Here is a 25780-nt window from a genome sequence, read left to right on the forward strand (position 1 = left end):
TGCCGGCGATGGCTTCGGCGCGCTTTAGCAATGAAGCAACCAGGTGATTCTCAACTGTATGCGTTGATAAACCAGGTGATCATCGGGATAGCCACAATGTCGATCAGCACGGCACCGCACAGCGGCACGATGATGAAGGCTTTGTACGAGAACACTTTGTAATGGTCACAAATGGCGCCCATGTTAGCCACTGCATTGGGCGTCGCGCCCAGCCCATGCCCCATGAAGCCCGCGCACAAGACTGCCGCGTCGTAGTTGCGGCCAAACAGGCGGAACAGGACGAACACGCACAGCAAAATCATGATCACCACCTGCACCACCAGAATCACCAGCAGCGGCAAGCCGAGCTTCTCCAGCTCCCAAAACTTCAGACTCATCATTGCCATGGTCAGGAACATGCCCAGGCACACATCGCCGATGGTGCTGACGGCCTGGTCGGGCATCTCGATAACCTGAGCACGGTCATTGAGGTTGCGCAGGATGATCGCGACGAACATGGCGCCCACATAGCTCGGCAGCACGATACCCAGATGCTGTTGCAAGCTGGAGCCCAGCCAGAATCCCAGCACCATGATCACCACAATGCAGGTCAACAAGCGCAACAAGGTGGCAGCATCCAGCGCGGGCGGCGGGGTATGGACCACTTCTTCGAACGCCTTGAGGCTACCAACGGCTTCGGCCTTGACCACGAGTTTGTTGCGCTCGATCAACCAGCGCGCCAGCGGGCTACCCAGCAAGCCGCCTGCCACCATGCCAAAAGTTGCAGCTGCCAGCGCTGCAGTGGTCGCACCGACCGCACCGAGGTTTTCAGCAATCGGCCCGAAAGCTGCCGCCGCACCAAAACCGCCTTCCAGTGACACCGCGCCGGCCATGATGCCCAGCAACGGATCGATGCCCAGCAGCTTGGCAACACTGGCACCCACCACGTTTTGCACCAGCGCCAGGCCCCAGCACGCACCCAGGTAGATAAACAGCAATTTGCCCCCCTTGCGCAGCAAACCCAGGCTACCCCCCAAACCGACAGTGGTGAAAAACGCCACCATCAGCGGGGTTTGCAGGCTGGTGTCGAGGGTCAGGTTGAGCAGCTGTTGATCACGTAACAGCCAGATCACCAAGGCAAAACCAAAACCACCAATCACCGGTGCAGGTACACACAGGTGACGCAGCCAGTAGCTACGTTTTTTCAGTTGGGCACCCAGGCCCAGCAGGAGCAGCGCGAGAGCGAGGGTGCTCAGCGCATCCAGTTCGAATGTCAGCATGGCGAATTTCTCTTTTTCTTATGATTCAACAAGCGGTTTCAGGGATTTACGGAAAAACTTAATCGATCAGGCTGGCAAGCAGACGCGCACCAATGCGGGCGGTTCGATTGTCGATATCCAGGCCGGGGTTGAGTTCGGCGATATCGGCCATGCGCAATTTGCCGCTGGCCTTGGCATGGCGTATCAGATGCTCGACGATCTGCATGTCCACGCCATGGGCAGACGGCGCACTGACACCGGGCGCCTGGCTGGCGGGCAGGACATCAAGGCAGATGGTCAGGTAGAGGTGATCGACGTCTTGCAAGAACTCATCGATCATCGCTTCGCAGGCGGGTATGTCCCAGCTGTTCATTTGCCGGTCGAGGCGGTAACGCACATTCAGTCGCTGCGCCTGCTCAAACAGCGCCTGGGTGTTGTTCAACTGGCTGACACCCAGGCAGCAATAGGTGAACGGCATCCGTGCACGCTGGCAGTACTCGGCTATCTGGCGGAAAGGGGTACCCGAACTGCTTTGTTCCCCATGGCGCAGATCGAAGTGGGCATCAAAGTTGAGAACGCCGATCCGCGCATGCGGGGTGGCCTGGCGCAGGTGATCGGCCAGGCCGCTAAAGCTGGCAAAGGCGATTTCATGGCCGCCACCCAACCCCAACGGCAAATGCCCCTGGTTGAGCAGATAGCTGACGTGGTGAGCGTAAATCTGCTGCGCGCCTTCGAGGTTGCTGTCGGTGCAACTCACATCGCCCGCGTCATACAGCGGCGCCCGGCCGTGCCACGCCAGGTTGGCCAGCGCCTTGCGCAGTGCTGACGGGCCAAGACGGGCGCCGGTGCGTCCTTGATTCCGTCTGACTCCTTCATCACAGGCCAGCCCAATCAGTGCGGCACCCGCAGACTGACCCTCGCAGAAGGGCTTGACCCATTGATGCCAGCGCAGCGCAGCCTGCCCTTCGCCAGCGTCGATACGACCTGTCCACAGGGGTATGTCAGAAACAGCAGTCATGCTTGAAACTCCAGTCAAATTCAGTCGAGCCGAGCGCTCAGGCGCAGGGCCGCGTCCTGGGTCCAGCGGATCAGGCGTTCACTGCGGGTGTGCGCCCGGGAGGCAGGAGCCATGAGGCTGATGGCGCCTAGCAGGCGATTGCGGCTGTCGAGCAACGGCGCGCTGATACCCCAAATGCCGTCGTCGATTTCACTCACACTCACGGCATAACCGGCAGCGCGGATATCGGCAAAACTGCGCTGGTACGTGGCGACTTCCTCGCTTTCGACGCCTTGCGCCAACAGAGCCGACAGGCTTTGCGCCTCATCCATATAGGCCAACAGCACTCTCGCCGATGCACCGACCAACAGCGGCTGGGCCAGCCCTTTTTGGTAGCAGCAACGCAGCGGTTGTGGGCTATCGACCAGCTCGATGCAAATCGCCTGGCCATTGCTGGGCACCATTAACGCCACGCTTTCCTGGCTTTGCTCGGCCAGGCGCTTGAGTTCCGGCTTGGCGAGGGTCACCAGCACGGCTTCGCGGTCGAATTTCTTGGCCAGTTGCAAACAGGTTGGCCCTGGCAAATAGCGACCCTGACCGTTCTCTTCGGCAAGCCCCCAGCGCAGTAAGGTCTTGAGATGGCGATAAGTGCTGCTGAGCGGCTGTGCCAGTTGCTCGGACAGTTCTTTGGCGGAGATCGCCTCGCTGGATTGCCCCAGAGTGACGAGGATTTGCAGCAAGCGATCAGTGGGCGTGTTGTAGTTCATATCGGCCTCATGCTCTTGCGGGCATGGTGCACCGAGTTTTCCATTAACTGAAACCAGATTCCCACTGAGTGGGAAAAAACCCGCAGATAACGATCAGCGGTCAGCCTGAGTCTCACGGATGATCTGCCGAATCGCGTGAACAGGCGCCTCCATCGGCTGCCCACTACTGACTGCATACTGATCGTTGAACACGATGGTCGGCACCGAACTCACGCCACGAGATATCCACAGTTGCTCCTGCTCACGAACTTCAGCGGCATATTCATCAGAGGCGAGAATCTCGGCGGCGCGCTAGATGTATAGGCGTTTCAAACATTTCTATCTGATAATCAGGCGAGAAAATCCTGTGTTAGTGTCGCGATTACCGATTAATAAATTAATCTGCCTATAGTGCTTTTCAATGCAGCTATATGGATTCTCAGTGATTTCTCCTGCCTGCCTGAGCTTCGGGCGCACCGTCCCTCCTTCAGGGCCGCGCGTACCTCAACAGACCAATCTCTCGGGCCTTTGCGAGTAGCCCTGCACGGTCCTTGCCCGTATAGAGCCCTAGGCTCTGCACGAAAAGTAATGGCGAAAGCTGCGCTTTGCGAAGGGCTGTTATGGGTCGATTGTGTTGAAAAAGTCGGAGTTTCCCTTCGCCTGAACTCACGCACGATCGCCACTGGAGAACCTACTCACCACAGCGAGTGGTTTTTCGGCCGTTCGTTGACCTTTGCTGCTCTGTTAAATTTACAGAAGACACTTTCGAAGTGTGGTCGCAGAAGTATGAGCGCCGCAGGGGCGCTCACTCCTCTGTTGAGCAAGTTCGCCCGAATGAGCTGGCGTTAAATATAGATCGTGCCCCGCAGGTAGAGCGCCCCGTGGCCGCTGATAATGACTCGGTCGCTGTCCAGGACTTCGCAGTGCAACTGGCCCTTGCGTGCCCCACCTTGCTCGGCTCTCAGACTGCGCTTACCTAAGCGCTTGGCCCAGTATGGCGCTAGTGAGGTGTGGGCCGAGCCGGTGACCGGGTCTTCGTTCACCCCAACCCGAGGCCCGAACCAGCGAGAGACAAAGTCGAAGTTACGACTCGGCGCGGTTACAGCGACACCCCGCACGTCGAACGCAGACAGAGCTACGAAATCGGGATTGAGGCCTGCAACGATGGCTTCATCCTCGACCACCACTAGGTAATCGTCTGTTCGATAAAGCGCATCGACCTGTTTCAGGCCCAAGGCTTGCAGCAGGCCTGGCGGGACAGCTACGGCTTCCGGCTGTTTGGCCGGGAAGTCCATGGCCAGGCGCCCGCCTTCGCGGCGCACTCGCAATTCACCGCTGCGGGTGGAAAAGCGCAGCATATCCCTGCTTTCCCCAAGCTGTTCAAATAGTACCCAGGCCGCCGCCAGGGTGGCGTGGCCGCAAAGGTCGACTTCCACCGTGGGGGTGAACCAGCGCAGCTCGAACACCTCACCGTTGCGCACCAAATACGCGGTTTCGGACAAGTTGTTCTCTGCTGCGATCTGTTGCAGCGTCGCATCAGGCAGCCAGACCTCCAGCGGACAGACCGCCGCCGGGTTGCCGCCGAAAGTCTCAGAGGAAAAAGCGTCCACCTGGAAAATATCGAATTGCATTCTGGTCATTCCTGCCTGCCAACATTTTCTGTAGCCCGGATCTGCTCCAGGTAGTTGTAGATGGTGTATCGGGTAACGCCGAGCGCGGCAGCGGCTTTCTCAATCCCGCCTTTGACAATGAATATCCCGCGATCTTGCATCTGCCGCACCGCTTCAAGTTTTTGAAGTTTTTTCATCCGTACGGCACCGCCGGGACAAGCAACCTGTATGATTTCCGCCATCATCTGCTCCATATCTCTCGGCTCATCGCCACGTGACTCTGGAGCGCCTTCCAGGCCCAGAAGCCCTCCGAGCAAGGCGTGGGCAGCAGCAATACCGCTCAAGTCGGCATTGATGCAAAGACTGGCAAAAGGTTGCCCGCTGCTGTCGCGATACACCACAGTGGAACTGCGCAGCGGGCGACCGTCAGGCGCAACTGTAGGGTAATTCTCTACCAATACAGGATCGGTGCCTGAGTGATCCTCCATCGCACGCCTGACGGCGATAAACCCCGCGTCCTGGCGCGGGCCTCCCAACAATGAACCGCCCTCCCTTCTTCCAGTAACATGACCATTGGCGATAGCAAGAATGGATCGCTCGGGGTTGGTCAGGTCATGCAACACAATTTCCGTATGAAGTCCTAGCGCATTACTGAGCATTTTGAGGGTGCTATGAAGCACGTCAAGAATCAGCTGTCGCTCGGCTGGTGAGGCTTCAGAGACCTTCATGGGTGCCTTCAAGTGATTATCGAAGGCGACGAAAATATCAACCACTCGTTGATCTATCAACTTTTTGTTGAATTATTGGCATTTCGGAATCGGTTCAGTGGCTTTCCTGATAGGCAGCTTTGGGCCCAGAGTGCTGCCGGTCACGAGCGCAAAACATCAGCCTTTTCGGTGATGGATTGGAACTGCTAATTCTGTAGGCTACGTATTCCTTGCCCTACAGTGCCGATCTGAAAGCTGCGTACCACTTGGGTACCAGCACTACTTCCAATCATTGACGCCCAGCCCCTCATGACTGGCGGCAATCGGCCGATAGCACACTCTCAAGTATCGACTATGCTTGGAGCGATTCAGCCCTGTACCTGAAGGATCTAAAAAATGGGGTCCCTTGTCGTTGCTCACGCGATGAATGTGAAGCCGGAGTTAGAACCACTTTCTACTTTGCCGATGAGCATTGGTTGGTCATTACACCAGGATGAAAACGCCACGTCGTTCTACTTAGACACGTTCAAGGCTGGCGAAGAACGGAAATGGCCCTTTACGTCTATGCCACCCATCAAGGATGTACCGCTTGAGCTCCCTCAAGAATTGGCAGCGCTATCGCGGATATACAAAGTGCTTAAGGATGCTCAGCTAGCCGACTACTTCAAGAGAGCTTTCCTGAATGTGAATTTAGCGCTAAGCAAAAACCTTCAATTACACGTTTGCAGCTTTTGCACGGATGACGACGGGCTGGATTTTGTATGCGTATCGTCGAATGGTGAACTGCAAAGGCTGCGTTGCGTTTGCGGTGATCTGGATATCACCTATGAGCTTGGGACGGTCATGATCCAGCCGCTTCTGATAGATGGCGTAGAAGGCACCGACGCAAGTAGTCTGCATGATCCAGAGAGCGGCATTCACGTCTTGAGTCGGAATATATCGCCTTCGTCGTTACTGCATGCGGTGGCTTCAGCAGAAACCACTCGTTTTCTACAAGCAGAAAGCCCCCCTCTGGGTCTAGGTAGATTCGATGGTATGGACGTCGCACCGATAAAGATTGCAGGCTCTAAGATCGCCTCGCTGGAGCCTGAGGTGGTTGCTCAGAAGGCGTGGTGGAGGCGGTGGTAGTTGTATCGACGACTTCTGGAAAGGGGACAGATTTATTTAACACAACAATCCCTCCCAAAGAAGCTCCCCCATCCCCACCAACCCATTCCTGTTAAACTGCCTCCCCTTCGCAAAGCTCACCTCAGATCCTCATGCCCCAGCACACAGCTCCACCACAAGCTTTCTCCCGTCGCTTCTCCGTCGCCCCGATGATGGATTGGACTGACCGTCACTGCAGATACTTCCTACGCCTGCTCTCCAAGCACGCCCTGCTCTACACCGAAATGGTCACCACCGGCGCTATTCTCCACGGCGACCACGAACGCTTCCTGCGTCACAATGAAGCCGAGCATCCTCTCGCCCTCCAACTGGGCGGCTGTGTTCCAGCCGACCTGGCCGCGTGCGCGCGCATGGCTGAGGCCGCCGGTTACGACGAAGTGAACCTGAACGTCGGCTGCCCCAGCGACCGGGTGCAGAATAATATGATCGGCGCGTGCCTGATGGGGCACCCTGCCCTGGTGGCGGATTGTGTCAAGGCGATGCGGGATGCGGTGTCGATTCCGGTGACGGTGAAGCATCGCATCGGGATCAATGGCCGGGACAGTTATGCTCAGTTGTGTGATTTCGTCGGGCAGGTGAAGGACGCGGGGTGCACCAGTTTTACCGTGCATGCGCGGATTGCGATTCTGGAGGGGTTGTCGCCCAAGGAGAATCGGGACATTCCGCCGCTGCGTTATGACGTGGCGGCGCAGTTGAAGCGCGACTTTGCCGAGCTGGAGATTATTCTCAATGGCGGGATCAAGACGCTGGAGCAATGCGCAGAGCATCTGCAGGTGTTTGATGGGGTGATGCTCGGGCGTGAGGCTTATCACAATCCGTATTTGCTGGCAGAGGTGGATCAGCAGTTGTTTGGCAGTACGGCGCCGGTGATCAGTCGGGCCGAGGCGTTGGCGCAGTTGCGGCCGTATATCGCCGAGCACCTGGCCACCGGTGGCGCGATGCATCACATTACGCGGCACGTGTTGGGGTTGGGCACCGGGTTTCCGGGGGCGCGCAGGTTTCGGCAGTTGTTGTCGGTGGATATTCACAAGGCCGCGGATCCGTTGGCGTTGTTGGATCAGGCCGGAGCGTTGCTGGAAGGCCGTTGACGGAGCGGCGACGGGTCCATCGCTATCGTGGGCAAGCTCGCTCCCACATTCTGATCGCGTTGCTGGTTGAACCTGATAGCGATTTTGCCCTCCTAATCTAGCAGCACGGTCGGTCATTCAAACGACTGTTTTCAGGTTATTGCCCTCGCAAACGATCGAACGCGTTTGCGCCCTTGAGCGGCTATCGGCCCTCGGGTAATGTCATCAGACCCATAGGACAGAGCACGCCCATGACTTCCAAACTGGAACAACTCAAGCAATTCACCACTGTAGTTGCCGACACTGGCGATTTTGAAGCTATCGCTCGCGTCAAGCCGCAGGATGCCACCACCAACCCTTCCCTTTTGCTCAAAGCCGCATCCATTCCGGCTTACGCCAAGCTGCTGGACGCCTGCGTGCAGGATTGCAACGGCGATGTCGGCCTGGCCAGTGACCGCTTTGCGGTGGCTGTGGGCCAGGAGATCCTCAAGGTGGTGCCAGGGCGCATCTCCACCGAGGTGGATGCGCGGCTGTCGTTCGACACGGACGCGGTACTCAAGCGTGCGCATCGCCTGATCGACCTGTACGAAAAGGCAGGTATCGGCCGCGACCGCGTGCTGATCAAGATCGCATCCACCTGGGAAGGTATTCGTGCCGCCGAGCAACTGGAGAAAGAAGGCATCCAGACCAACCTGACCCTGTTGTTCTCCTTCGCCCAGGCCGTAGCCTGCGCTGAAGCCGGGGTGTTCCTGATTTCGCCGTTTGTCGGTCGTATCTACGACTGGTACAAAAAGGCCAATGGCAACGACTACACCGGTGCCGATGATCCTGGTGTGCAGTCGGTAACCCGCATCTACAACTACTACAAGGCCAATGACTACAAAACGGTGGTGATGGGCGCGAGCTTCCGCAACCTGAGCCAGATCGAAGAGTTGGCCGGTTGCGATCGCCTGACCATCAGCCCGGACTTGCTGGAGAAGCTGGCGGCCGACAATGGCAAGCTGGAGCGCAAGTTAGCGCCAGGCCATGCCGGTGAACCCCGTGTGCATATGACAGAGGCGCAGTTCCGCTGGGAGTCCAACGAGGACGCGATGGCCACTGAGAAGCTGGCAGAGGGCATTCGTCAGTTTGCTCGGGACCAGGAGAAGCTGGAAGCGTTGTTGAGCGCCAAGCTGTAAAAAGCGAGGGCGGCAAAAAGGGCGGCATCCGTTGGGATGCCGCCCTTTTTTGTAGCTGAATATGTGTTGGTTGGGCTGGCGCTATCGCAGGCTAGCCAGCTCCCACATGTTGACCGTGCTCACAGCGAGGTCAGTGACGCTCCAGGGCGTTGACCAAGTCGTGAAACGCTTCGCGGTTGGACTCGTTCAGGCCCATCAGGATCTTGTGCGCCTCCAGCACCTTGAGCCGCACCACTTCTTCGGACTGGTCCTGGGAAGGCAAGTCGGTCAGGCATTCCGGGCAGGGGATCGGGCGGTCAACGATGTTGAACACCTGGTCGAAACCCATCGACTGCAAGAGCCGGGTGATGTCTTCGTGGGTGGTGACCACGGTCGGCAGCAGTCCGACCTTCTGCCGCGACAGAATGGACAACTTGGCCAACAGCCCAAGGGTGGTGCTATCGATGCTGCGGGTTTCGGTCAGATCGATCACGATCGCCGAGAAATTCAAGGCTGTGAAAATCCGCTCAATCGTTGCATCCAGCGCCGAACACAGGGTCAGGCGCACTTCACCGACAAACTTCAGGACGAAGGTCCCGTCTTGCTCGGCGAATTGGATTCTTCCGGTACTCATCAAAGATTCCTGCTCAACACCAATAGGGCGATATCATCCGGCATCTCCCCTAGCGTGGCCAATCCAAAAACCTGCCGCAGGCCATCCAGGCTGCCGCCCGCCGACCTGACCCGTTGGGGCAAGGCGGCTTCTTTCTCTTTGAGTGTAGGCTCTGGAAGAAGGTCCAGGATGCCATCAGACATCAGCGTCAGGCTGAAGGCCGGTGGCAGCTCCAGGATGTGGTCTTCATAGGTGGCTTCATTGAACAAGCCAACCGGCAGACCGCGCCCTTCCAGATAACGCACACTGTCTGGAGTGTATAAAACCGGCAATGGCAGGTGACCGCCAATGCTGTAGGTCAACAGACCGGTTTCTTCATCAATCACGCCGCCCACCATCGTCACGTGCTTGCCCAGCTTGCAGCTGATCAGGCCCCGGTTGATGTGGCCCAGCACTTGCGAGGGAGTGAACTCCGGCAAGGTGCCGTTGCGCTTGGATTCGAACAACAGCCGTGTGGTCATGAACTTCAACAACACGGTCACGAATGCAGAGGATGCGCCGTGCCCGGAGACATCGGCCAGGTAGAACGCGACCCGGCGCTCATCCACGCGGAAGTAGTCGACAAAATCCCCCGACAGGTACAGCGACGGGATGATCTGGTGGGCGAACTGGAACTCGTCGATGCTCCAGGGGCTCACCGGCAGCATGTTCATCTGCACCTGGCGACCGGCGTTCTGGTCTTCCTGGAGCAGGTTGAGGCTGGCTTCGAGCTCACGGTTGGCGGTTTCGAGCTTCTCGCGGTAGCGCTGGTTTTCCAGCAGCAGGCGGGCACGATCCAGCGCCCGGCGCACCGAGTGCTCCAGTACGGCCAGATCTTCCAGGGGCTTGATCAGGTAATCGGCAGCGCCCAGGCGCAAGGCTTCCACGGCGTCGTTCATCACCCCGGCACCGGACACGACAATCACCGGCGTCTGCGGAGCAAGCTCGGTTACCTGGCGGATCAGCTCAAGGCCGCCCATCTGGGGCATACGCAGGTCGCAGATCACCAGGTCGGGCTGGTCGCGCTCGAACACCTGGAGACCCTGAAGACCATTGCCGGCCTGCAGGACGCTGAAGCCACTGTCTTCCAAATAGGCCGCGAGGCTCGCGCGCACTACTTCGTCGTCATCGATTATCAGCAGCGTGGCACTGGTTTTTTGCATGTGGGCAAACGGCGCCAGAATTAGGTTGGCGTAGGCAGTCAGGCAATGGCCCGGCTCGCACTACTGGATTCGCTTTCTAGCCTCTCTGTCCTACAAAACATGAGCTTTTGGCTCACGCACAAAGGTAAAGCAGAGGTGCCCTTCTAAGGCGCAGACGGTACTCCCATCCGCCAGGGGTTTCAAGCTCATGCCGATGGTCGCTGGACGTCTTTACATCGCAAATCACCGGGAGTTATAAGAACAGGCAAAACCACAACGCAATGGAAGGATGAAAGCTATGAGCGCAAATGAACGTGACTATGCAGAAAAGCGCGATTTCATCCGCATGCGTGTGGATGCCGGCGTGTCGTTGATCCATGCCGGGCAAGAGATTGCCGGCGTCTGCCTGGACCTCTCCAGCTCTGGCATGCAGGTCCAGGCCCAGCACCCGTTCAACGTGGGCGACCAACTGAAGGTGCGTATTGACTCAGAGCACGCTGCGCTCAAAGGCCTGGAGGCGGACACCGAGGTGGTCTGGGCCAGGAAAGAAGGTGACGACCAACACCTGGGCCTGAAAATCCTCAAGATGTACTGAAATTAATGCACACAAAAAAGGCGGCCTCGAAGGCCGCCTTTTCCATTCAAGGGTTAACCTTAAAAGTCATCCACTACCTTGCCATCTTTGACCTTGAACTCACGGTTCTGCAGGTAGGCATTGCGGATAAAGGTGTATTTGTCGCCATTGATCAGCTTTTCAGCCGACAGCAGACTCGCACGGGTATCGACGATATCCAGGCCCATGGCGCTGTTGCGTGTAGGGATATCGCTCATGTAGCGGTACGGTTCGGTGTAGCTGTCGACGTACTTGGACGGCGCATCACGCAAGGTGCTTGGGCCCAACAGCGGCAGCATCACGTACGGACCGCTGCCCACGCCCCAGTAGCCGAGGGTCTGGCCGAAGTCTTCGTCGCTGCGTTGCAGCCCCATTTTGGTGCCTACGTCGATGACGCCGAGCACGCCAAACGTGGTGTTGACCAGCAAACGCGCGGTATCGACACCCGCCTGGTATGGCTTGAGTTGCAGCACATTGTTGGCCAGGTTGCCCACATCACCAATGTTGCGGAAGAAGTTGTGGATACCGTCTTCGACAAATTGCGGGGTAATGAACTGATAGCCTTGGGCCAATGGCTTGAGGGCGTAGGTATCAACGGTGTCGTTGAAGGTGAAAATCGGGCGGTTGATGCTTTCCCATGGATCGTCTTCCGCAGCCTGGGCGGCGAAAGGCACCAGCAACACACTGGCACATACCGATAGTTGAGCAAGACACTGGCTCCAGCGCATAGCTTGAACTCCTTGAATGATCTGTCATGGGCGCTATGCCCTGAATAAGACGGCAGTATATGACGGAAGTGTAAGATTAGGCAGCTTGACGGAATTGTCATTCAGCAAATATACAAAACTCCTACATCCAAGATCAGGTGTCATCTGCTTGTCATGGGCTTCCGATAGCGTCACAGCTATTTTCAGGGACGTCCCAATGCCCCACCCCCAGATCGCTGCAGACAACGCCCCGTCCTTGACCGCCGTACTCTTTGGCCTCAGTGGCTGCCTGGTGGACTTCGGTTCCATGGCCCACGCCGACACCATCCCCACCGGCGAAGCCCTGACCACCCCTGGCGCCCTGAACATCCTGCAATGGCTCAACAGTCAAGGCACCCCCTGCGCCTGGCTGGATGAGCTGCCCCCCACCGTCACCACGCCGTTGGCCGCAGCCCTGCCGGACTGGATCCAAGGCACCCGCCCTGCGACCGCACCCTGGCCGGCGCCCCATGCCTGCTGGCAAGCCTTGATGGACCTGAACATCCAGCGCCTGGATGGCTGCGTACTGGTCAGCGGCGAGCCCCGGCTGCTGCAAGCAGGGCTCAACGCCGGGCTCTGGACCATTGGCCTGGCGTCCTGCGGCTCACTGTGCGGGCTGCCCCCCAGCCAATGGCAAGCCCTGAGCGAACAGGAGCGCGAACACAAACGCGCCAAAGCTACCGTCGCGCTGTACGGCCTCGGCGTGCACTCGGTGATTGATCATCTGGGTGAGCTGGGCACCTGCCTGGCGGACATCAGCCTGCGCCGGCTCAAAGGCGAGAAGCCCTGATCAAGATCATGCACAGTCGCCGCCAGTGGATTAATCTACAGGTCATACCGTAGACCTTTCTCGGCGTGCCGTGGTCTATGCCAGTGCCTATTGATAAAAGGAAGAACGCCATGCCTGCCCGCGAAAAACTGCAAGAACAGGTCAACATCCTGCGCGAGCAATTGAACCAGGAGCCGCCTCTGCCGCTGGAAAAACGCGAAGCGCTGGAAGCATTGATTGCCAAATTTGAAGTGCAACTGGAACTGGAACCTGCGACCCAGCCGCCGAGCATCTCCGATGATGTGAACCTGGCAGTCGAACGTTTCGAATTGGACCACCCGGGCATTGCCGGGACATTGCGCAATATTGTGGTGGCCTTGGGCAATATGGGTATTTAATCCCAACCCGAGCCAGGTACAAAACCCAATGTGGGAGCGGGCTTGCTCGCGATAACGGAGTATCAGTCACCGAAGATATTGACTGAAACACCGCGATCGCGAGCAAGCCCGCTCCCACATTTGCCGGGTGTGAAGCTTACTGTCGGGCCAGGCGCAGGTTCTGGAACTGTACATCCTCAGTGCTGCGATACGGGTTGATATCCAACCCACCCCGTCGCACATACCGCGCATAAACCGTCAACTTCTCAGGCTTGAGCAACCGTTGCAGGTCGAGAAAGATCCGCTCCACGCACTGCTCATGAAAGTCCGAGTGCTGGCGGAAGCTCACCAGGTAGGCCAACAGGCTCGCATGGTCCAGCGCCGCGCCGCGATATTCCACCGCAACGCTGCCCCAGTCCGGCTGACTGGTCACCGGGCAGTTGGATTTGAGCAGATGGCTGTGCACGCTCTCCTCCACCACACGGGAATCATCACAGCGCAGCAGTTCCGGGCGCGGATGCTCGTAGTTGCTGACACTGATATCCAAGTCATCAATGCACACGCCCGGCAGGCGCACCACGCCTTCGTCTTCCACTTCGGCCAGGCTACGGATGCGCACGCCCACCGGTTTGCCGGCCGCCGCGCTCAGATCGGCACGCAGGGTCGCCTCAAGGCTTGGCCCATCGGCAAACGGCGTCTGGTTCAGCGAGTTGAGGTAGAGCTTGAAGGATTTCGATTCGATGATGTTCGGCGAGTCGGCCGGGATGCTGAACTCACCGATGGCCACCACCGGCTTGCCGGACGGCAGCAGCCAGGACAATTCAAAGCAGTTCCAGAAATCCACGCCCTTGTAGGGCAGCGTCTCGGCGGTGAGGCCCAGCTCGGCCCATTTGGCGGCGCGAGGAATGGGAAACAGCAATGAAGGGGTGTAAGTGGAGATGTATTCACTGGACTTGCCCAGCGGCGAATGTTCGGCTGCGGGATGCATGGCGGAAACCTGGCTAAATTAACCCCGCCAGTCTACCAGCCTTTGCACCCGCCTTTGAGCCCGAGGTTTACTGGCTGACGTTCAGCTTGCCGACCATCCCCGCCTGGTAATGCCCGGGGAGGTTGCAGGCAAACTCCAGGGCCCCAGCCTTGCTGAAGGTCCAGGTCAATTCGGCGGTCTTGCCCGGCTCCACCAGCACGCTGTTGGGATCGTCGTGCTTCATGCTGCCCATGTCACCATGACCCATTGCCGCGTGATCCATCTGGCCCATGCCGGTGGTGGTCAACATGCCGCTGGCCTGCATTTTGAGCATTTCCTTCTGGTGATCGGCATGCATGGCCGCGTCCCCCAGGTTGAACTCATGCAGCAACTGGCCCTTGTTGACCAGCACAAAGCGCACCGTCTCGCCGGCTTTTACATCCAGGGATGTAGGAGCAAAGGAAATATATCCTGCAGCAGCACTTCTACAGTCCGCGTGGCCTTGGTCGCCGGGGCAGCCTCGCCAAAGGCGAAAGTGTGCGCACCATCGGCCAGCGCCGCAGCGCTCAGCATCATCAGACAACCCACCAACCACCAGGCTTTGCGCGATAACATGTTCATTCTCCAAAGGTACGGGATCCGCTTGTGGGACACTCTAATAATGCGTCGCTGCCAGCCAGCTGACTGTTAGATTACAACTTTGTCAGGTTGCGCCAGCACCACGGCGCACACGGTATAAAGCCTGCTGCTACCCGTTGCCATGAGTTGCCTATGAAACTGCTGATCGTCGAAGACCAACCCAAAACCGGCCACTACCTGCGCCAGGGCCTGGCCGAAGCCGGGTTCAATACCGAACTGGTGGCCGACGGCACCACCGGCCAGCACCTGGCGCTGACGGGCGACTACGATTTGCTGATCCTCGACGTGATGCTCCCTGGCCGCACCGGCTGGCAGATCCTGCAGGCGGTGCGCAGCGCCGGCCTGGAGATTCCGGTGTTATTCCTGACTGCGCGGGATGCGGTCGAAGATCGGGTCCACGGCCTCGAGCTGGGGGCCGACGACTATCTGGTCAAGCCATTCGCGTTCTCCGAGCTGTTGGCCCGGGTGCGCAGCCTGTTGCGCCGAGGCAGCAGCACCCCCCAGGAAACCAGCCTGCACCTGGCCGACCTGCGCCTGGACCTGATCCGCCGCCGCGTGGATCGCAGCGGCCAGCGCATCGACCTGACCGCCAAGGAGTTCGCCCTGCTGGAGCTGCTCCTGCGTCGCCAGGGCGAAGTGCTGCCCAAGTCGCTGATTGCCTCCCAGGTCTGGGACATGAACTTCGACAGCGACACCAATATCATCGAAGTGGCTATCCGCCGCCTGCGCCTGAAGATAGATGACAGCTTTCCCAACAAGCTGATCCACACCGTGCGCGGCATGGGCTATGTGCTGGAGGAGCGGTTCAGTTGATCAAGCGCCTGTCCCTGGCCAGCCGCCTGGCCCTGTTGTTTGCCGGCTGCACCGCCGTGGTCTCGCTGCTGGCGGGCGTGTTGTTCAACCAGGCCAGCGAGAAACACTTCATCGAGCTGGACCAGCAATTGCTCGACAGCAAGCTGATGACCCTGCGCAGCGCCCTGCAAGGTGCCGACACCCCGGCGCTGTTCGCCCCACGCATCGCCGCATTGAAAGACGAGCTGAGCCATCAACCCGACCTGTCGGTGCGCATCAATGCCGCCGACGGCCAGCGCTGGTTTGACAGCGCGCTGCGCATCCCCAATGACCTGCCCACTGCGCCCGGCCTGCACAGCCTGCAAAGCGCCGGCACCAGCTACCGGGTGTACAACGCGCCGTTGAATCCCGAGCAGCCCGGCTCCGCGCAGTTGGTCCTGATGCTGGACATCACCCATCACCAACACTTTCTGCAGCGCATGCAGCACCTGATCTGGCTGACGGTCGGCCTGTCCGCCCTGGCCACCGCGCTTCTCGGCGCCTGGGCCGCACGCAGCGGGTTGCGTCCGTTGCGGCGAATGACTGAAGTGGCCAGCCGCGTACGCGCCCACTCCCTGACCCAGCGCCTGCCCGAAGAACAGATGCCCGCCGAACTGGCGGAACTGGCCCAGGCCTTCAACGCCATGTTCAGCCGCCTCGACGACGCGTTCCAGCGGCTGTCGGCGTTCTCTGCCGATATTGCCCATGAACTGCGCACGCCGCTATCCAACCTGCTGACCCAGACCCAGGTGATCCTCACCCAGCCCCGGCCGCTGGAGGACTACCGCGAAGCGCTGCACAGCAATCTGGAAGAGCTGCAATGGATGGCCCAACTGGTCAATGACATGCTGTACCTGGCCAAGGCCGATCACGGCTTGCTGAACCCCAGGCGCGAGCCCCTGGCCCTGGCCGACGAGGTAGATGCCTTGCTGGAGTTCTTCGCGCCGTTGGCCGAGGACGCCCAGGTCAACCTGCTGCGCGACGGCAGCGCCAGTACCGTCGGTGACCGCAGCATGCTGCGCCGTGCTTGTTCCAATCTATTGGACAACGCTGTGCGCTTTACCCCGCCGGGCGGCGAAGTACGGGTGAGGATCAGCGAAAACGCCCAGGGCGTGACGCTGAGCGTGGAAAACACCGGCACCGGGATTCCCCAGGGGTTACTGCCCAAGCTGTTTGACCGGTTCTACCGCGTGGATCCGGCACGCCATGAAGGCAGCAGTGAGCATGCAGGGCTGGGGCTGGCGATTACCCAGTCGATTGTGCAGGCACACGGGGGGAGGATTTTCTGTGAGTCACAACCGGGGTGGACGCGGTTTGTGATTGAGCTGCCGCAGGGGGTTTGAGGCAAGTTGGGCGGGCCTCATCGCGGGCAAGCCCGCTCCCACATTTGACCGGTTTCACAAATCAAAGTGTGGGAGCTGGCTTGCCTGCGATAGCGATCTCAAGACCTACGAATATCTCAGGGCATGCGCCGGCTCAATCTTCGCCGCCCGATACGCCGGGTAGATCGTCGCCAGAAAGCTCAACACAAACCCCGCGCTGCAAATCAGCAACACATCGCCACCTTGCAGCTCCGAAGGCAGGTTGCTGACAAAGTACACGTCCGAACTGAAGATATGCTGCCCGGTCACGCGCTCCATCCAGCCCACCAGCTCACTGACGTTGAGCGCGGCAATCACTCCCAGCACGCCGCCAATCAGGGTGCCGACGATACCGATCACCGTGCCCTGGACCATGAAGATCGCCATGATCTGCCGTGGCGTGGCGCCGATGGTGCGCAGGATCGCGATGTCCGCGCCCTTGTCGTTCACCACCATGATCAGCGTGGCGATGATATTGAACGCGGCGACGGCGACGATCATCAGCAACAGCAGGCCGATCATGGTCTTTTCCATCTTCATTGCACTGAACAGGCTGCCCTGGGTGTGGGTCCAGTCATCGGCCTTGTAGGCGGCGCCCAGGCTGCCGGCAATGTCCGCCGACACTTTCGGCGCCGCGTACAGATCCTTGACCGCCAGGCGCACGCTTTGCACCTGGTTCGGCTGCCAATGCAGCATTTGCGCGGCATCGGCGACGTGGATCAGCGCCATCGAGCCATCCAGCTCGGCACCCACCTTGAACACCCCCACCACGTTCAAACGCTGCATACGCGGGGTGATGCCGCCGGGCGCAGTGCTGATTTCCGGGACGATCAAGGTCAGCTTGTCCCCCACATTCAAGCGGAAACGGCGCGCGGTGATTTCACCGATCACCACGCCGAACTCACCCGGCTGCAGGTTTTCCAGATTGCCCTGGACGATATGCTGGGTGACGATCGACACCTTGCCTTCCTGGGCCGGGTCGATCCCGCTGATCTGGATCGGCTGCATCGAGCCCTTATAGGACAGCATGCCTTCCATCTCGGTAAACGGCACAGCGGCGGTCACTTCGGGGTTTTTCAGAGCGGCGGCGGCCACGGGCTGCCAGTCGCTGATCGGGTTGACGCCGACGATGGTGGCATGCGGCACCATGCCCAGAATGCGCGAGCTCATTTCCCGCTGGAAGCCATTCATCACCGACAACACCACGATCATCGCCAGCACGCCCAGGGCGAGGCCGATCATCGAGGTCATCGAGATAAACGAGACAAAACGGTTGCGGCGCTTGGCGCGGGTATAGCGCGTGCCGATAAAAATCGATAACGGTCTGAACATTCGCGGGCACCGTTGAAAAAATAGAAAACCCAGGCACGAATGCCCGGGCTGAAACAGGTCAGATGGCGACCAGATGACCTTCCTGCAGGTGCAACACGCGGTCCATCTGCCGGGCCATGCTCATGTCATGGGTCACCACCAGGAACGCGGTGCGCATCTGGGTGCTCAGCTCCAGCATCAAGTCCTTGATGCCCTGGGCAGTGTGGGAATCGAGGTTGCCGGTCGGCTCATCGAGCATCACCAGGCCTGGGTTGTTCACCAGGGCACGGGCAATCGCCACACGCTGGCGCTCGCCACCAGACAGCTCTGCCGGCTTGTGCTCCAGGCGATGCCCCAGGCCGACGCGCTCCAGCAGCGCCGTAGCACGCTGACGCGCCTCCGGGATCGCGGTCTTGCCGATCAACAGGGGCATGCACACGTTTTCCAGGGCCGTGAACTCTGGCAGCAAGTGGTGGAACTGGTACACAAAGCCCAGGGAGCGGTTGCGCAACTGGCCACGGGCCTTCTCGTTCAACGCCGAGAGTTCTTCACCGGCCAGCCACACGCTGCCCTGGGACGGCGTATCAAGGCCGCCCAACAGGTTGAGCAAGGTACTTTTGCCGGAGCCGGAACTGCCGACGATCGCCACGCGCTCGCCCGGATGCAGTTCCAGTTGCAGGTTGGACAGCACCACTACCGATTCCGGGCCTTCCTCGTAGGATTTGCCCAGGTTGCGGCAGCTCAGGATTGCTTTTTCACTCATGCCCGATTCACTCATAGCGTAAAGCCTGCGCCGGCTGGGTACGTGCCGCGCGCCAGGCTGGATATAGGGTGGCAAGGAAACTCAGGACCAACGCGGCGCCGCCGACCATCAACACATCCTGGCTCTGCACCTGGGATGGCAAATAGTCGATGAAGTAGACGTCGGCGTTGAGAAACTTGTGGCCGATCAGGGTTTCGACGCCGGCGATGGCAGCACTGACGTTCAGCGCGGCGAAGATCCCCACCGCCGTACCGATCAAGGTACCGACCACACCGATCACCGTGCCCTGGACCATAAAGATCGCCATGATCTGCCCCGGCGTGGCGCCCAGGGTGCGCAGGATGGCGATGTCGCCCTTCTTGTCGTTCACCACCATCACCAGGGTGGAGATGATGTTGAAGGCGGCCACGGCGACAATCAGCAACAGCAACAGGCCAATCATGGCCTTTTCCATGCGGATCGCCTGGTACAGGTTGCCGTGGGTACGGGTCCAGTCACGGGCGTAGTACTGGCTTTCACCCAGATGCTGGGCGATTTCCCAGGCCCCGCGTGGCGCCTCGAACAGGTCGTTGAACTTCAGGCGCAGGCCCTGCACCTGGTCCGGCTTCCAGCGATGCAGGCGGGCCAGGTCGGTAAGGTTGGTCAGGCCGAGGAAGCCGTCGATTTCGCCGGCGCCGACATGAAAGATGCCGACTACGGTAAAGCGCTTCATGCGCGGGAACATGCCCGCCGGGGTTACGGTGACTTCCGGGGCGACGAAGGTCAGCTTGTCGCCAATGGCCACGCCGAGCTTGGCCGCCGCACGGTCGCCGATCACGATGCCGAAGCTGCCAGGCGACAGGGCATCGAGCTGGCCCTGCTGCATGAACTGATCAATGATCGAGACCTTGCGCTCCTGTGCCGGGTCGATGGCGTTGAGCAGGACTTTCTGCACCTTGCCATTGTTGGTCAACAGCCCCTGCATCTGGGTAAATGGCGCGACGGCCAGCACCTTGGGGTTCTGCTTGACCTTGTCGGCCAGGCCTTGCCAGTCGCCCAGGGGCTCGCCGGACTCGATGGTCGCGTGGGGCACCATGCCCAGCACGCGGGTGCGCATCTCATGATCGAAGCCATTCATCACCGATAGCACCACGATCATTACGACGACGCCCAGGGCGAGTCCGATCATGGAGGTCAGGGAAATGAACGACACAAAATGATTGCGACGCTTTGCACGGGTATAACGCGTGCCGATAAATACGAAGAGAGGTCTGAACATGTCGGGGCTTGTTCGGAGGAAAAGAAGACGTCCCGGTGGCGGGGTCTGGTAAGCAGCTTTACACTCAGACCATTACCGTTACCTGGGGTTCGCCATGACGACATTAGATGAAGAAGATCGCCGCGAATACTACCGTATCGACGACATGATCGCACTCCAAATCAAAAGCCTGTCGGCCCCGCAAGCGGCGAGCAAGGAAGTGTTGCTGGATGATTCCCCGCTGTTCAACCTGCTCAGTGAACTGCACCTGAGCGAATTCGAGTCCCAACACCTGCTGCGCCAGCTCGGCGAGCGCGACCGCACCCTCGCCGCCTTCCTCAAAGTGCAGAACAAACGCATGGATTTGCTCAGCCAGGTCATGGCGCAAAGCCTGCTGGGCGAGATCGGCGCGCCGCAGCCGGTGATCATTTCCGAAGGTGGCATCGACTTCCAACACCCCACGGCACTCGCGCCCGGCAGCCACCTGGCGGTCAAGCTGGTGCTGATGCCCCAGGCGCTGGGCCTGCTGTTGCGGGCCAAGGTCACCCATTGCGATCCCAAGGGCGACAGTTTTGACATCGGTACCGAATTCGAATCCATGACTGACGCCCAGCGCCAGTTGCTGGCTCGCTATATTTTGCAAAAACAGGCCCAGGAACGGCGCCTGGCTCGGGAACAAAGCGACGGCCAAGACACCTGATTTCGTATTTATCCAGCCATATACCTGGCGAAAAGGAGCAACTGTGACCCTGATTTATGGCCACCGCGGCGCTAAAGGCGAAGCACCGGAAAACACCCTGACCAGCTTCCAGCAATGCCTCAAGCACGGCGTGCGCCGTTGCGAACTGGACTTGCACCTGTCCATGGACGGCGAGTTGATGGTGATCCACGACCCGACCTTGAAGCGCACCGCAGACCGACGCGGCAAGGTGGTGGAGTACGTCGCCGCCGACCTGGTGAAGATGGACGCACGCAAAGGCGGCCCAGGCTGGGTCACCCCTTGCCCGATCCCGCGCCTGGAAGAGCTGTTTGAGCAGTGCGACTTCGACCACTGGCAACTGGAAGTCAAAAGCGCCTCGCGCACCCGCGCCGCGACCACCGTACTGGCGATCCGGGAAATGGCCCAGCGCTTTGGCCTGCTGGACAAGGTCACCGTGACTTCAAGCTCGCGGGAAGTGTTGAAAGCCGCCCTGGAGCTGACGCCGGACCTGTCCCGTGGACTGGTGGCCGAATACGCCTGGCTCGACCCGCTGAAGGTCGCGCAGAACTATGGCTGTGAGTATTTGGCGTTGAACTGGACGTTGTGCACTCCCGAGCGACTGGAAAAAGCCCAGCGCCAGGGCTTGCACGTGTCCGTGTGGACAGTCAACGAACCCGCGCTGATGCGCAGGCTCGCCGACTTCGGCGTAGATAGCCTGATTACAGACTTTCCCGGTTTGGCCACTGCCACTCTCGGGAATTACTGAAATCGGTCTCCCCGGCCGGCTCAGGCCACCGGCCGGAGCCGCTCAAAAAAGCCGGTTGAGGCCGTCGTAGGCCGCTACCCGATAGGCTTCAGCCATGGTCGGGTAGTTGAACGTGGTGTTCACAAAATACTTAAGGGTATTGAGATCACCCGGCTGGCTCATGATCGCCTGGCCAATGTGCACGATCTCCGAGGCCTGGTAGCCGAAGCAATGCACGCCGAGCACTTCCAGGGTCTCGCGGTGGAACAGGATCTTCAGCATGCCTTGCGGCTCGCCGGCGATCTGCGCACGCGCCATGCTCTTGAAGAACGCCTTGCCCACTTCGTAAGGCACCTTGGCCTTGGTCAGCTCGTGCTCGTTCTTGCCGATGGAGCTGATCTCGGGAATGGTGTAGATCCCGGTCGGCACATCGTTGACGTAGCGCCAGCTGCCGTTGTCGACAATGCTGCCAGCCGCCGAACGCCCTTGGTCGTGGGCGGCACTGGCCAGGCTCGGCCAGCCGATCACATCGCCGGCACCATAGATATTGGTGACGCAGGTGCGGTAGTTCTCATCCACCTCGATCTGGCCACGGCTGTTGACCTTGACCCCGATGTTTTCCATACCCAGCTTGTCGGTGTTGCCCGTACGGCCGTTGCACCAGAGCAAGGCATCGGCCTTGATCTTCTTGCCGGACTTGAGGTGCAGGATCACACCGTTGTCCAGGCCTTCAACGCGGTCGTATTCCTCGTTGTGGCGCACGGTGATGTTGTTGTTGCTGAAGTGATAGCTCAACGCCTGGGAAATTTCCGAGTCGAGGAAGCTCAGCAACTGGTCACGGTTGTCCACCAGCTCCACCAGCACACCCAGGCCGCTGAAGATCGAGGCGTATTCACAGCCGATCACGCCGGCGCCGTATATGATCAGTTTGCGCGGGGTGTGGCCCAGGCTGAGGATCGTGTCGCTATCGTAGATACGCGGGTGGTGGAAGTCGATATCGGCCGGGCGATACGGACGCGAACCGGTGGCGATGATGATGTGCTTGGCCACCAGCTTCTCGACCACGCCATTGGCGCAGACCACTTCGACGGTTTGCTCGTCGGCGAAGCTGCCGGTGCCGAAGAACAGGTCGACGCGGTTACGGGCGTAGTAGCCGGTACGCGAGGCGACTTGTTTGGAAATGACTTTCTCGGCGCTTTTCAGTACATCCGGGAACGAGAACCAGCGCGGCTCACCAATGGCCCGGAACATCGGGTTGGTGTTGAACTGCATGATCTGGCGCACCGAGTGACGCAAGGCCTTGGACGGGATGGTGCCCAGGTGGGTGCAGTTACCGCCGACCTGACGACGGCTATCGACCATCGCCACCTTGCGTCCTGCTTTGGCGGCGTTCATCGCCGCACCTTCTCCAGCTGGGCCGGAACCCAGTACCACCACGTCGTAGTTGTAGACAGCCATGCGTACTCCTCAGAACAGGCCAGGACGCACGGTTGGGCGCCTGGCTAAATCATGCCGCGGCCAGCGGTCATGAAGGATCAAATAGGCTCAGGTGTGTGAGCCGGGGCACAGTCTATATAAGGCTCAACGCCGCGCACATTAACCCTTGGTCGCGTCGTAGGCCAGTTTTGCCTTTACTACACAGTATTGATTACGGCTTGACCGCCGTCAGTTGTTCGAACGCTTTGTTGCTGCGTGTGACGAAAGCATCCCCCTCACGCATCACAAAAAATGCCGCGATCCGCTGTTTTTCTGCATAGTCCCAGCCCTCGTCGGGCCCCAGTACCAGGAGCAAGGTCGACAAGCCGTCCGCCATAAGCGCCGAAGGCTCCAGTACCGTGACCGACGCCAGGTGATGGGTGATCGGCGCCCCGCTACGGGCATCGAGGGTGTGGGAATAGCGGCGACCATCCTGCTGGAAATAATTGCGATAGTCACCTGAAGTAGACACGCCGAAGCCGTCCACCACGATCACGCGCTCAGCCACCTGCTGGTCATCGCGGGGCTCCTCCAGGGCCACACGCCAGGGCGTGCCATCGGGTTTGCGCCCGGCAGCCTTGAGCTCGCCAGTCACTTCGACCAGATACCGCTGAATGCCCAACTGCCCTAGCCGCTCGGCGATCCGGTCCACCGTGTAGCCGGCGGCGATGCTGTTGAAGTCCACTTGCACCGCCGCGTCCTTGCACAGCTGGTGACCGTCGATGCGCAAGTGCTGATGACCGACGCGCTGGCGCGCCAAGGCCAGCGTCATGGGATCCGGGACTTTTACCTGCCGCGCCTGGGGTCCGAAGCCCCACAGGTTGAGCAGTGGCTCGACGGTCAGGTCAAAAGCGCCGCCACTGGCCTGGGACAGCTGCTCGCCCGTGCGTACCAACTGCAGGATCGACTCGGGCATCGGCTGGCAGCGGTTGGCCGGCAAGTCATTGAAGCGCTCGATATCGGAATCGCTGCGATAGGTCGACAGCTGTCGGTCGACCTCGGCAAGGATGCGCTCGACCTGCGGCTGCACATCATTGGCCGCCGGCGTACCGGGGGTACGGACATATTTGATTGAATAAGTGCTGCCCATGGTCGGGCCGCCAAACGCCTCCAGGGGCTCATCGCCGCCGCAGCCCGTCAAGATCGCCAACACAGCGCCCACCATCGCGCATCGCAAACCGCCCATAAGCCACACAACCTTATCGCTGCTGAAAACCCAATGAAGCCGCACTCAAGCACATTTCCGGGGCTGGCCATTATGCGGCATGTCGTCGCCTGACGCGGGTTGCTTCATGACAAATAGCCAGCTTGCTAACGGTTTTTGTTGCTCGCCCACACGGATACACATATGGTTACAAAACTCTTGGGCGCCAGCCAGCGCCCAGACCTTGCAGCAAGGAAGAACGACGACCAGGGATTTCCAACAAGATAGCCAGTTGAGTAAATGACATGTCCAACACCACGGGCAAAGGCAAGGCGATCTTTCGCGTTGTCAGCGGTAACTTTCTCGAAATGTTCGACTTCATGGTCTACGGCTTCTACGCCACGGCCATTGCCAAGACCTTCTTCCCTGCCGACAGCGCCTTCGCGTCCCTGATGTTGTCCTTGGCGACCTTCGGTGCCGGGTTCCTGATGCGTCCGTTGGGGGCAATTTTCCTCGGTGCCTACATCGACCGCCATGGCCGTAAAAAAGGCCTGGTGATCACCCTGGCCATGATGGCCGCCGGCACCGTGCTGATCGCCTGCGTGCCCGGCTACGCCACCCTCGGGGTGGCCGCGCCGCTGATCGTGCTGTTTGGCCGATTGCTGCAAGGCTTCTCCGCAGGTGTCGAACTGGGCGGGGTCTCGGTGTACCTGGCGGAGATCGCCACGCCGGGGCGTAAAGGTTTCTTCGTCAGTTGGCAGTCCGCCAGCCAACAAGCCGCCGTGGTCTTCGCCGGCCTGCTGGGCGTGGGCCTGAACCACTGGCTGAGCCCCGAGGAGATGGGTGAATGGGGCTGGCGCGTGCCGTTCCTGATCGGCTGCCTGATCGTGCCGGTGATCTTCGTGATTCGCCGCTCCCTGGAGGAAACCCCGGAATTCCAGGCACGTAAACATCGCCCTACCCTGCAGGAAATCATCCGCTCCATCGGCCAGAATTTCGGCATCGTCCTGGCAGGTATGGCGCTGGTGGTGATGACGACCGTGTCGTTCTACCTGATCACCGCCTACACACCGACCTTCGGCAAGGCCGAGCTGCACCTGTCGGACCTGGATGCGTTGCTGGTCACCGTGTGCATCGGTCTGTCGAACTTCTTTTGGCTACCCGTGATGGGCGCGGTGTCTGACAAGGTGGGTCGCAAGCCCTTGCTGCTGGGGGCGACTATTCTGGCAATCCTCACGGCGTACCCGGCCCTGTCATGGCTGGTGGCCAATCCGAGCTTCAGCCACCTGCTGCTCGTCGAGTTATGGCTGTCATTCCTGTACGGCTCGTACAACGGCGCCATGGTCGTTGCGCTGACCGAAATCATGCCAGTGGAAGTACGCACCACAGGCTTTTCATTGGCCTACAGCCTGGCGACCGCAACCTTTGGCGGCTTTACCCCGGCCGCCTGTACCTACCTGATCCATGTGCTGGATAACAAGGCTGCGCCGGGGATCTGGCTCAGTGGCGCGGCGGTGCTGGGGCTGGTGGCGACCCTGGTGCTGTTCAAGGGGGAATCGGCACGAACTGCGCACTGCGCAGGCTTCGGTAGTCGGTGGGGCCTGATAGATCGCTATCG

24 protein-coding genes and 3 pseudogenes are annotated in these 25780 nt (G+C 59.7%); 11 read left to right on the forward strand and 16 right to left on the reverse strand.

Features of this window, described 5'->3' with window-relative positions; all coding sequences use genetic code 11:
• Positions 1-50 precede the first annotated feature (50 nt).
• The 6 genes and pseudogenes from gltS to PSH80_RS18320 form a co-directional block, all read right to left on the reverse strand.
• Complete coding sequence (gene gltS, locus PSH80_RS18295) at positions 51-1259, reverse strand: sodium/glutamate symporter (RefSeq protein WP_057960284.1); 1209 nt, start codon at positions 1257-1259, stop codon at positions 51-53.
• 58 nt (positions 1260-1317) lie between these two features.
• Positions 1318-2256 (reverse strand): formimidoylglutamase, encoded by a 939-nt coding sequence (gene hutG / locus PSH80_RS18300; RefSeq protein ID WP_128592902.1) that lies wholly within the window; start codon positions 2254-2256, stop codon positions 1318-1320.
• Positions 2257-2276: 20 nt separating this feature from the next.
• Entirely contained in the window at positions 2277-3002 is a 726-nt protein-coding gene (locus tag PSH80_RS18305) for an IclR family transcriptional regulator (protein ID WP_057438547.1), read from the reverse strand.
• A gap of 93 nt (positions 3003-3095) precedes the next feature.
• Positions 3096-3293: pseudogene (locus tag PSH80_RS18310) on the reverse strand (DsbA family protein); the annotation flags it as partial.
• Positions 3294-3826: 533 nt separating this feature from the next.
• On the reverse strand, positions 3827-4612 hold the full coding sequence (locus PSH80_RS18315) for a PhzF family phenazine biosynthesis protein (protein WP_057960286.1): 786 nt from the start codon (positions 4610-4612) through the stop codon (positions 3827-3829).
• Between the two features lie 5 nt (positions 4613-4617).
• Positions 4618-5319, reverse strand: coding sequence for a transcriptional regulator (locus tag PSH80_RS18320; protein WP_057960365.1), 702 nt, complete (start codon positions 5317-5319; stop codon positions 4618-4620).
• Between the two features lie 375 nt (positions 5320-5694).
• Between PSH80_RS18320 and PSH80_RS18325 the strand changes: the two genes are divergently transcribed.
• The 3 genes from PSH80_RS18325 to tal all read left to right on the forward strand — a co-directional run bounded on the left by PSH80_RS18325 (position 5695) and on the right by tal (position 8710).
• Positions 5695-6426 (forward strand): hypothetical protein, encoded by a 732-nt coding sequence (locus PSH80_RS18325; RefSeq protein WP_057960287.1) that lies wholly within the window; start codon positions 5695-5697, stop codon positions 6424-6426.
• 131 nt (positions 6427-6557) lie between these two features.
• The gene (gene dusA, locus PSH80_RS18330; protein WP_057960288.1) at positions 6558-7553 is read left to right on the forward strand and encodes a tRNA dihydrouridine(20/20a) synthase DusA; all 996 of its coding nucleotides are present in this window, start codon (positions 6558-6560) and stop codon (positions 7551-7553) included.
• Positions 7554-7783: 230 nt separating this feature from the next.
• Positions 7784-8710, forward strand: a complete 927-nt coding sequence (gene tal, locus PSH80_RS18335) for a transaldolase (RefSeq protein ID WP_057438541.1) — start codon at positions 7784-7786, stop codon at positions 8708-8710.
• 130 nt (positions 8711-8840) lie between these two features.
• Here tal and rssC read toward each other — a convergent pair whose 3' ends face one another.
• Both rssC and rssB read right to left on the reverse strand, forming a co-directional pair.
• A complete protein-coding gene (gene rssC / locus PSH80_RS18340; protein WP_029293846.1) occupies positions 8841-9323 on the reverse strand; it encodes an anti-sigma factor antagonist RssC in 483 nt (160 codons plus the stop codon).
• Positions 9323-10504 carry a two-component system response regulator RssB gene (gene rssB, locus PSH80_RS18345; RefSeq protein ID WP_032863287.1) on the reverse strand — a complete coding sequence of 394 codons (1182 nt, stop codon included), beginning with the start codon at positions 10502-10504 and terminating at the stop codon, positions 9323-9325. Before rssB ends, rssC begins: the two co-directional genes overlap by 1 nt.
• A gap of 277 nt (positions 10505-10781) precedes the next feature.
• On the opposite strand from rssB, the gene PSH80_RS18350 reads away from it, so the two are divergent.
• Positions 10782-11078 carry a PilZ domain-containing protein gene (locus PSH80_RS18350; protein ID WP_032863288.1) on the forward strand — a complete coding sequence of 99 codons (297 nt, stop codon included), beginning with the start codon at positions 10782-10784 and terminating at the stop codon, positions 11076-11078.
• Between the two features lie 59 nt (positions 11079-11137).
• On the opposite strand, the gene PSH80_RS18355 is transcribed toward PSH80_RS18350, so the two are convergent.
• On the reverse strand, positions 11138-11824 hold the full coding sequence (locus PSH80_RS18355; RefSeq protein ID WP_057438540.1) for a VacJ family lipoprotein: 687 nt from the start codon (positions 11822-11824) through the stop codon (positions 11138-11140).
• Positions 11825-12020: 196 nt separating this feature from the next.
• Between PSH80_RS18355 and PSH80_RS18360 the strand changes: the two genes are divergently transcribed.
• Together PSH80_RS18360 and PSH80_RS18365 are read left to right on the forward strand one after the other, a co-directional pair.
• Positions 12021-12632, forward strand: a complete 612-nt coding sequence (locus PSH80_RS18360; protein WP_057960289.1) for a hypothetical protein — start codon at positions 12021-12023, stop codon at positions 12630-12632.
• 110 nt (positions 12633-12742) lie between these two features.
• On the forward strand, positions 12743-13009 hold the full coding sequence (locus tag PSH80_RS18365; protein WP_057438538.1) for a DUF4404 family protein: 267 nt from the start codon (positions 12743-12745) through the stop codon (positions 13007-13009).
• Between the two features lie 136 nt (positions 13010-13145).
• Here PSH80_RS18365 and queF read toward each other — a convergent pair whose 3' ends face one another.
• Positions 13146-13976, reverse strand: coding sequence for an NADPH-dependent 7-cyano-7-deazaguanine reductase QueF (gene queF, locus PSH80_RS18370; RefSeq protein WP_057438537.1), 831 nt, complete (start codon positions 13974-13976; stop codon positions 13146-13148).
• Positions 13977-14043: 67 nt separating this feature from the next.
• Positions 14044-14570: pseudogene (locus PSH80_RS18375) on the reverse strand (plastocyanin/azurin family copper-binding protein).
• Between the two features lie 156 nt (positions 14571-14726).
• On the opposite strand from PSH80_RS18375, the gene PSH80_RS18380 reads away from it, so the two are divergent.
• Together PSH80_RS18380 and PSH80_RS18385 are read left to right on the forward strand one after the other, a co-directional pair.
• Positions 14727-15407, forward strand: a complete 681-nt coding sequence (locus PSH80_RS18380; protein ID WP_057438535.1) for a heavy metal response regulator transcription factor — start codon at positions 14727-14729, stop codon at positions 15405-15407.
• Positions 15404-16768, forward strand: a complete 1365-nt coding sequence (locus tag PSH80_RS18385) for a heavy metal sensor histidine kinase (RefSeq protein WP_198817785.1) — start codon at positions 15404-15406, stop codon at positions 16766-16768. Before PSH80_RS18380 ends, PSH80_RS18385 begins: the two co-directional genes overlap by 4 nt.
• Before the next feature lie 105 nt (positions 16769-16873).
• Here PSH80_RS18385 and PSH80_RS18390 read toward each other — a convergent pair whose 3' ends face one another.
• The 3 genes from PSH80_RS18390 to PSH80_RS18400 are packed head-to-tail and all read right to left on the reverse strand — an operon-like array spanning position 16874 to position 20118.
• On the reverse strand, positions 16874-18118 hold the full coding sequence (locus PSH80_RS18390) for a lipoprotein-releasing ABC transporter permease subunit (RefSeq protein ID WP_057438534.1): 1245 nt from the start codon (positions 18116-18118) through the stop codon (positions 16874-16876).
• 58 nt (positions 18119-18176) lie between these two features.
• Positions 18177-18860, reverse strand: a complete 684-nt coding sequence (gene lolD, locus PSH80_RS18395) for a lipoprotein-releasing ABC transporter ATP-binding protein LolD (RefSeq protein ID WP_019818240.1) — start codon at positions 18858-18860, stop codon at positions 18177-18179.
• Between the two features lie 7 nt (positions 18861-18867).
• Positions 18868-20118 carry a lipoprotein-releasing ABC transporter permease subunit gene (locus PSH80_RS18400; protein ID WP_057438533.1) on the reverse strand — a complete coding sequence of 417 codons (1251 nt, stop codon included), beginning with the start codon at positions 20116-20118 and terminating at the stop codon, positions 18868-18870.
• A gap of 94 nt (positions 20119-20212) precedes the next feature.
• On the opposite strand from PSH80_RS18400, the gene PSH80_RS18405 reads away from it, so the two are divergent.
• Together PSH80_RS18405 and PSH80_RS18410 are read left to right on the forward strand one after the other, a co-directional pair.
• Positions 20213-20797: a PilZ domain-containing protein gene (locus PSH80_RS18405; RefSeq protein ID WP_120733795.1), complete on the forward strand. Its 585-nt coding sequence runs from the start codon at positions 20213-20215 to the stop codon at positions 20795-20797.
• A 43-nt stretch (positions 20798-20840) separates the two neighbouring features.
• Complete coding sequence (locus PSH80_RS18410) at positions 20841-21563, forward strand: glycerophosphodiester phosphodiesterase (protein WP_057438531.1); 723 nt, start codon at positions 20841-20843, stop codon at positions 21561-21563.
• 42 nt (positions 21564-21605) lie between these two features.
• Here the strand turns inward: PSH80_RS18410 and sthA are convergent, their stop codons facing one another.
• Together sthA and PSH80_RS18420 are read right to left on the reverse strand one after the other, a co-directional pair.
• The gene (gene sthA / locus PSH80_RS18415; protein ID WP_057438530.1) at positions 21606-23000 is read right to left on the reverse strand and encodes a Si-specific NAD(P)(+) transhydrogenase; all 1395 of its coding nucleotides are present in this window, start codon (positions 22998-23000) and stop codon (positions 21606-21608) included.
• A 190-nt stretch (positions 23001-23190) separates the two neighbouring features.
• Positions 23191-24204 (reverse strand): FAD:protein FMN transferase, encoded by a 1014-nt coding sequence (locus PSH80_RS18420; protein ID WP_186625594.1) that lies wholly within the window; start codon positions 24202-24204, stop codon positions 23191-23193.
• A gap of 263 nt (positions 24205-24467) precedes the next feature.
• Here PSH80_RS18420 and PSH80_RS18425 point away from each other — a divergent pair.
• Positions 24468-25767 (forward strand): annotated as a pseudogene (locus PSH80_RS18425) (MFS transporter).
• Positions 25768-25780 lie beyond the last annotated feature (13 nt).

Source organism: Pseudomonas sp. FP818, from assembly GCF_030687335.1.
GTDB lineage: Bacteria > Pseudomonadota > Gammaproteobacteria > Pseudomonadales > Pseudomonadaceae > Aquipseudomonas > Aquipseudomonas shahriarae.

Bases quoted from the DNA above. Each gene is read 5' to 3' on its own strand.
- gltS (WP_057960284.1), bottom strand. From the start codon at position 1,259: ATGCTGACATTCGAACTGGATGCGCTGAGCACCCTCGCTCTCGCGCTG.
- hutG (WP_128592902.1), bottom strand. From the start codon at position 2,256: ATGACTGCTGTTTCTGACATACCCCTGTGGACAGGTCGTATCGACGCT.
- PSH80_RS18305 (WP_057438547.1), bottom strand. From the start codon at position 3,002: ATGAACTACAACACGCCCACTGATCGCTTGCTGCAAATCCTCGTCACT.
- PSH80_RS18315 (WP_057960286.1), bottom strand. From the start codon at position 4,612: ATGCAATTCGATATTTTCCAGGTGGACGCTTTTTCCTCTGAGACTTTC.
- PSH80_RS18320 (WP_057960365.1), bottom strand. From the start codon at position 5,319: ATGAAGGTCTCTGAAGCCTCACCAGCCGAGCGACAGCTGATTCTTGAC.
- PSH80_RS18325 (WP_057960287.1), top strand. From the start codon at position 5,695: ATGGGGTCCCTTGTCGTTGCTCACGCGATGAATGTGAAGCCGGAGTTA.
- dusA (WP_057960288.1), top strand. From the start codon at position 6,558: ATGCCCCAGCACACAGCTCCACCACAAGCTTTCTCCCGTCGCTTCTCC.
- tal (WP_057438541.1), top strand. From the start codon at position 7,784: ATGACTTCCAAACTGGAACAACTCAAGCAATTCACCACTGTAGTTGCC.
- rssC (WP_029293846.1), bottom strand. From the start codon at position 9,323: ATGAGTACCGGAAGAATCCAATTCGCCGAGCAAGACGGGACCTTCGTC.
- rssB (WP_032863287.1), bottom strand. From the start codon at position 10,504: ATGCAAAAAACCAGTGCCACGCTGCTGATAATCGATGACGACGAAGTA.
- PSH80_RS18350 (WP_032863288.1), top strand. From the start codon at position 10,782: ATGAGCGCAAATGAACGTGACTATGCAGAAAAGCGCGATTTCATCCGC.
- PSH80_RS18355 (WP_057438540.1), bottom strand. From the start codon at position 11,824: ATGCGCTGGAGCCAGTGTCTTGCTCAACTATCGGTATGTGCCAGTGTG.
- PSH80_RS18360 (WP_057960289.1), top strand. From the start codon at position 12,021: ATGCCCCACCCCCAGATCGCTGCAGACAACGCCCCGTCCTTGACCGCC.
- PSH80_RS18365 (WP_057438538.1), top strand. From the start codon at position 12,743: ATGCCTGCCCGCGAAAAACTGCAAGAACAGGTCAACATCCTGCGCGAG.
- queF (WP_057438537.1), bottom strand. From the start codon at position 13,976: ATGCATCCCGCAGCCGAACATTCGCCGCTGGGCAAGTCCAGTGAATAC.
- PSH80_RS18380 (WP_057438535.1), top strand. From the start codon at position 14,727: ATGAAACTGCTGATCGTCGAAGACCAACCCAAAACCGGCCACTACCTG.
- PSH80_RS18390 (WP_057438534.1), bottom strand. From the start codon at position 18,118: ATGTTCAGACCGTTATCGATTTTTATCGGCACGCGCTATACCCGCGCC.
- lolD (WP_019818240.1), bottom strand. From the start codon at position 18,860: ATGAGTGAAAAAGCAATCCTGAGCTGCCGCAACCTGGGCAAATCCTAC.
- PSH80_RS18400 (WP_057438533.1), bottom strand. From the start codon at position 20,118: ATGTTCAGACCTCTCTTCGTATTTATCGGCACGCGTTATACCCGTGCA.
- PSH80_RS18405 (WP_120733795.1), top strand. From the start codon at position 20,213: ATGACGACATTAGATGAAGAAGATCGCCGCGAATACTACCGTATCGAC.
- sthA (WP_057438530.1), bottom strand. From the start codon at position 23,000: ATGGCTGTCTACAACTACGACGTGGTGGTACTGGGTTCCGGCCCAGCT.
- PSH80_RS18420 (WP_186625594.1), bottom strand. From the start codon at position 24,204: ATGGGCGGTTTGCGATGCGCGATGGTGGGCGCTGTGTTGGCGATCTTG.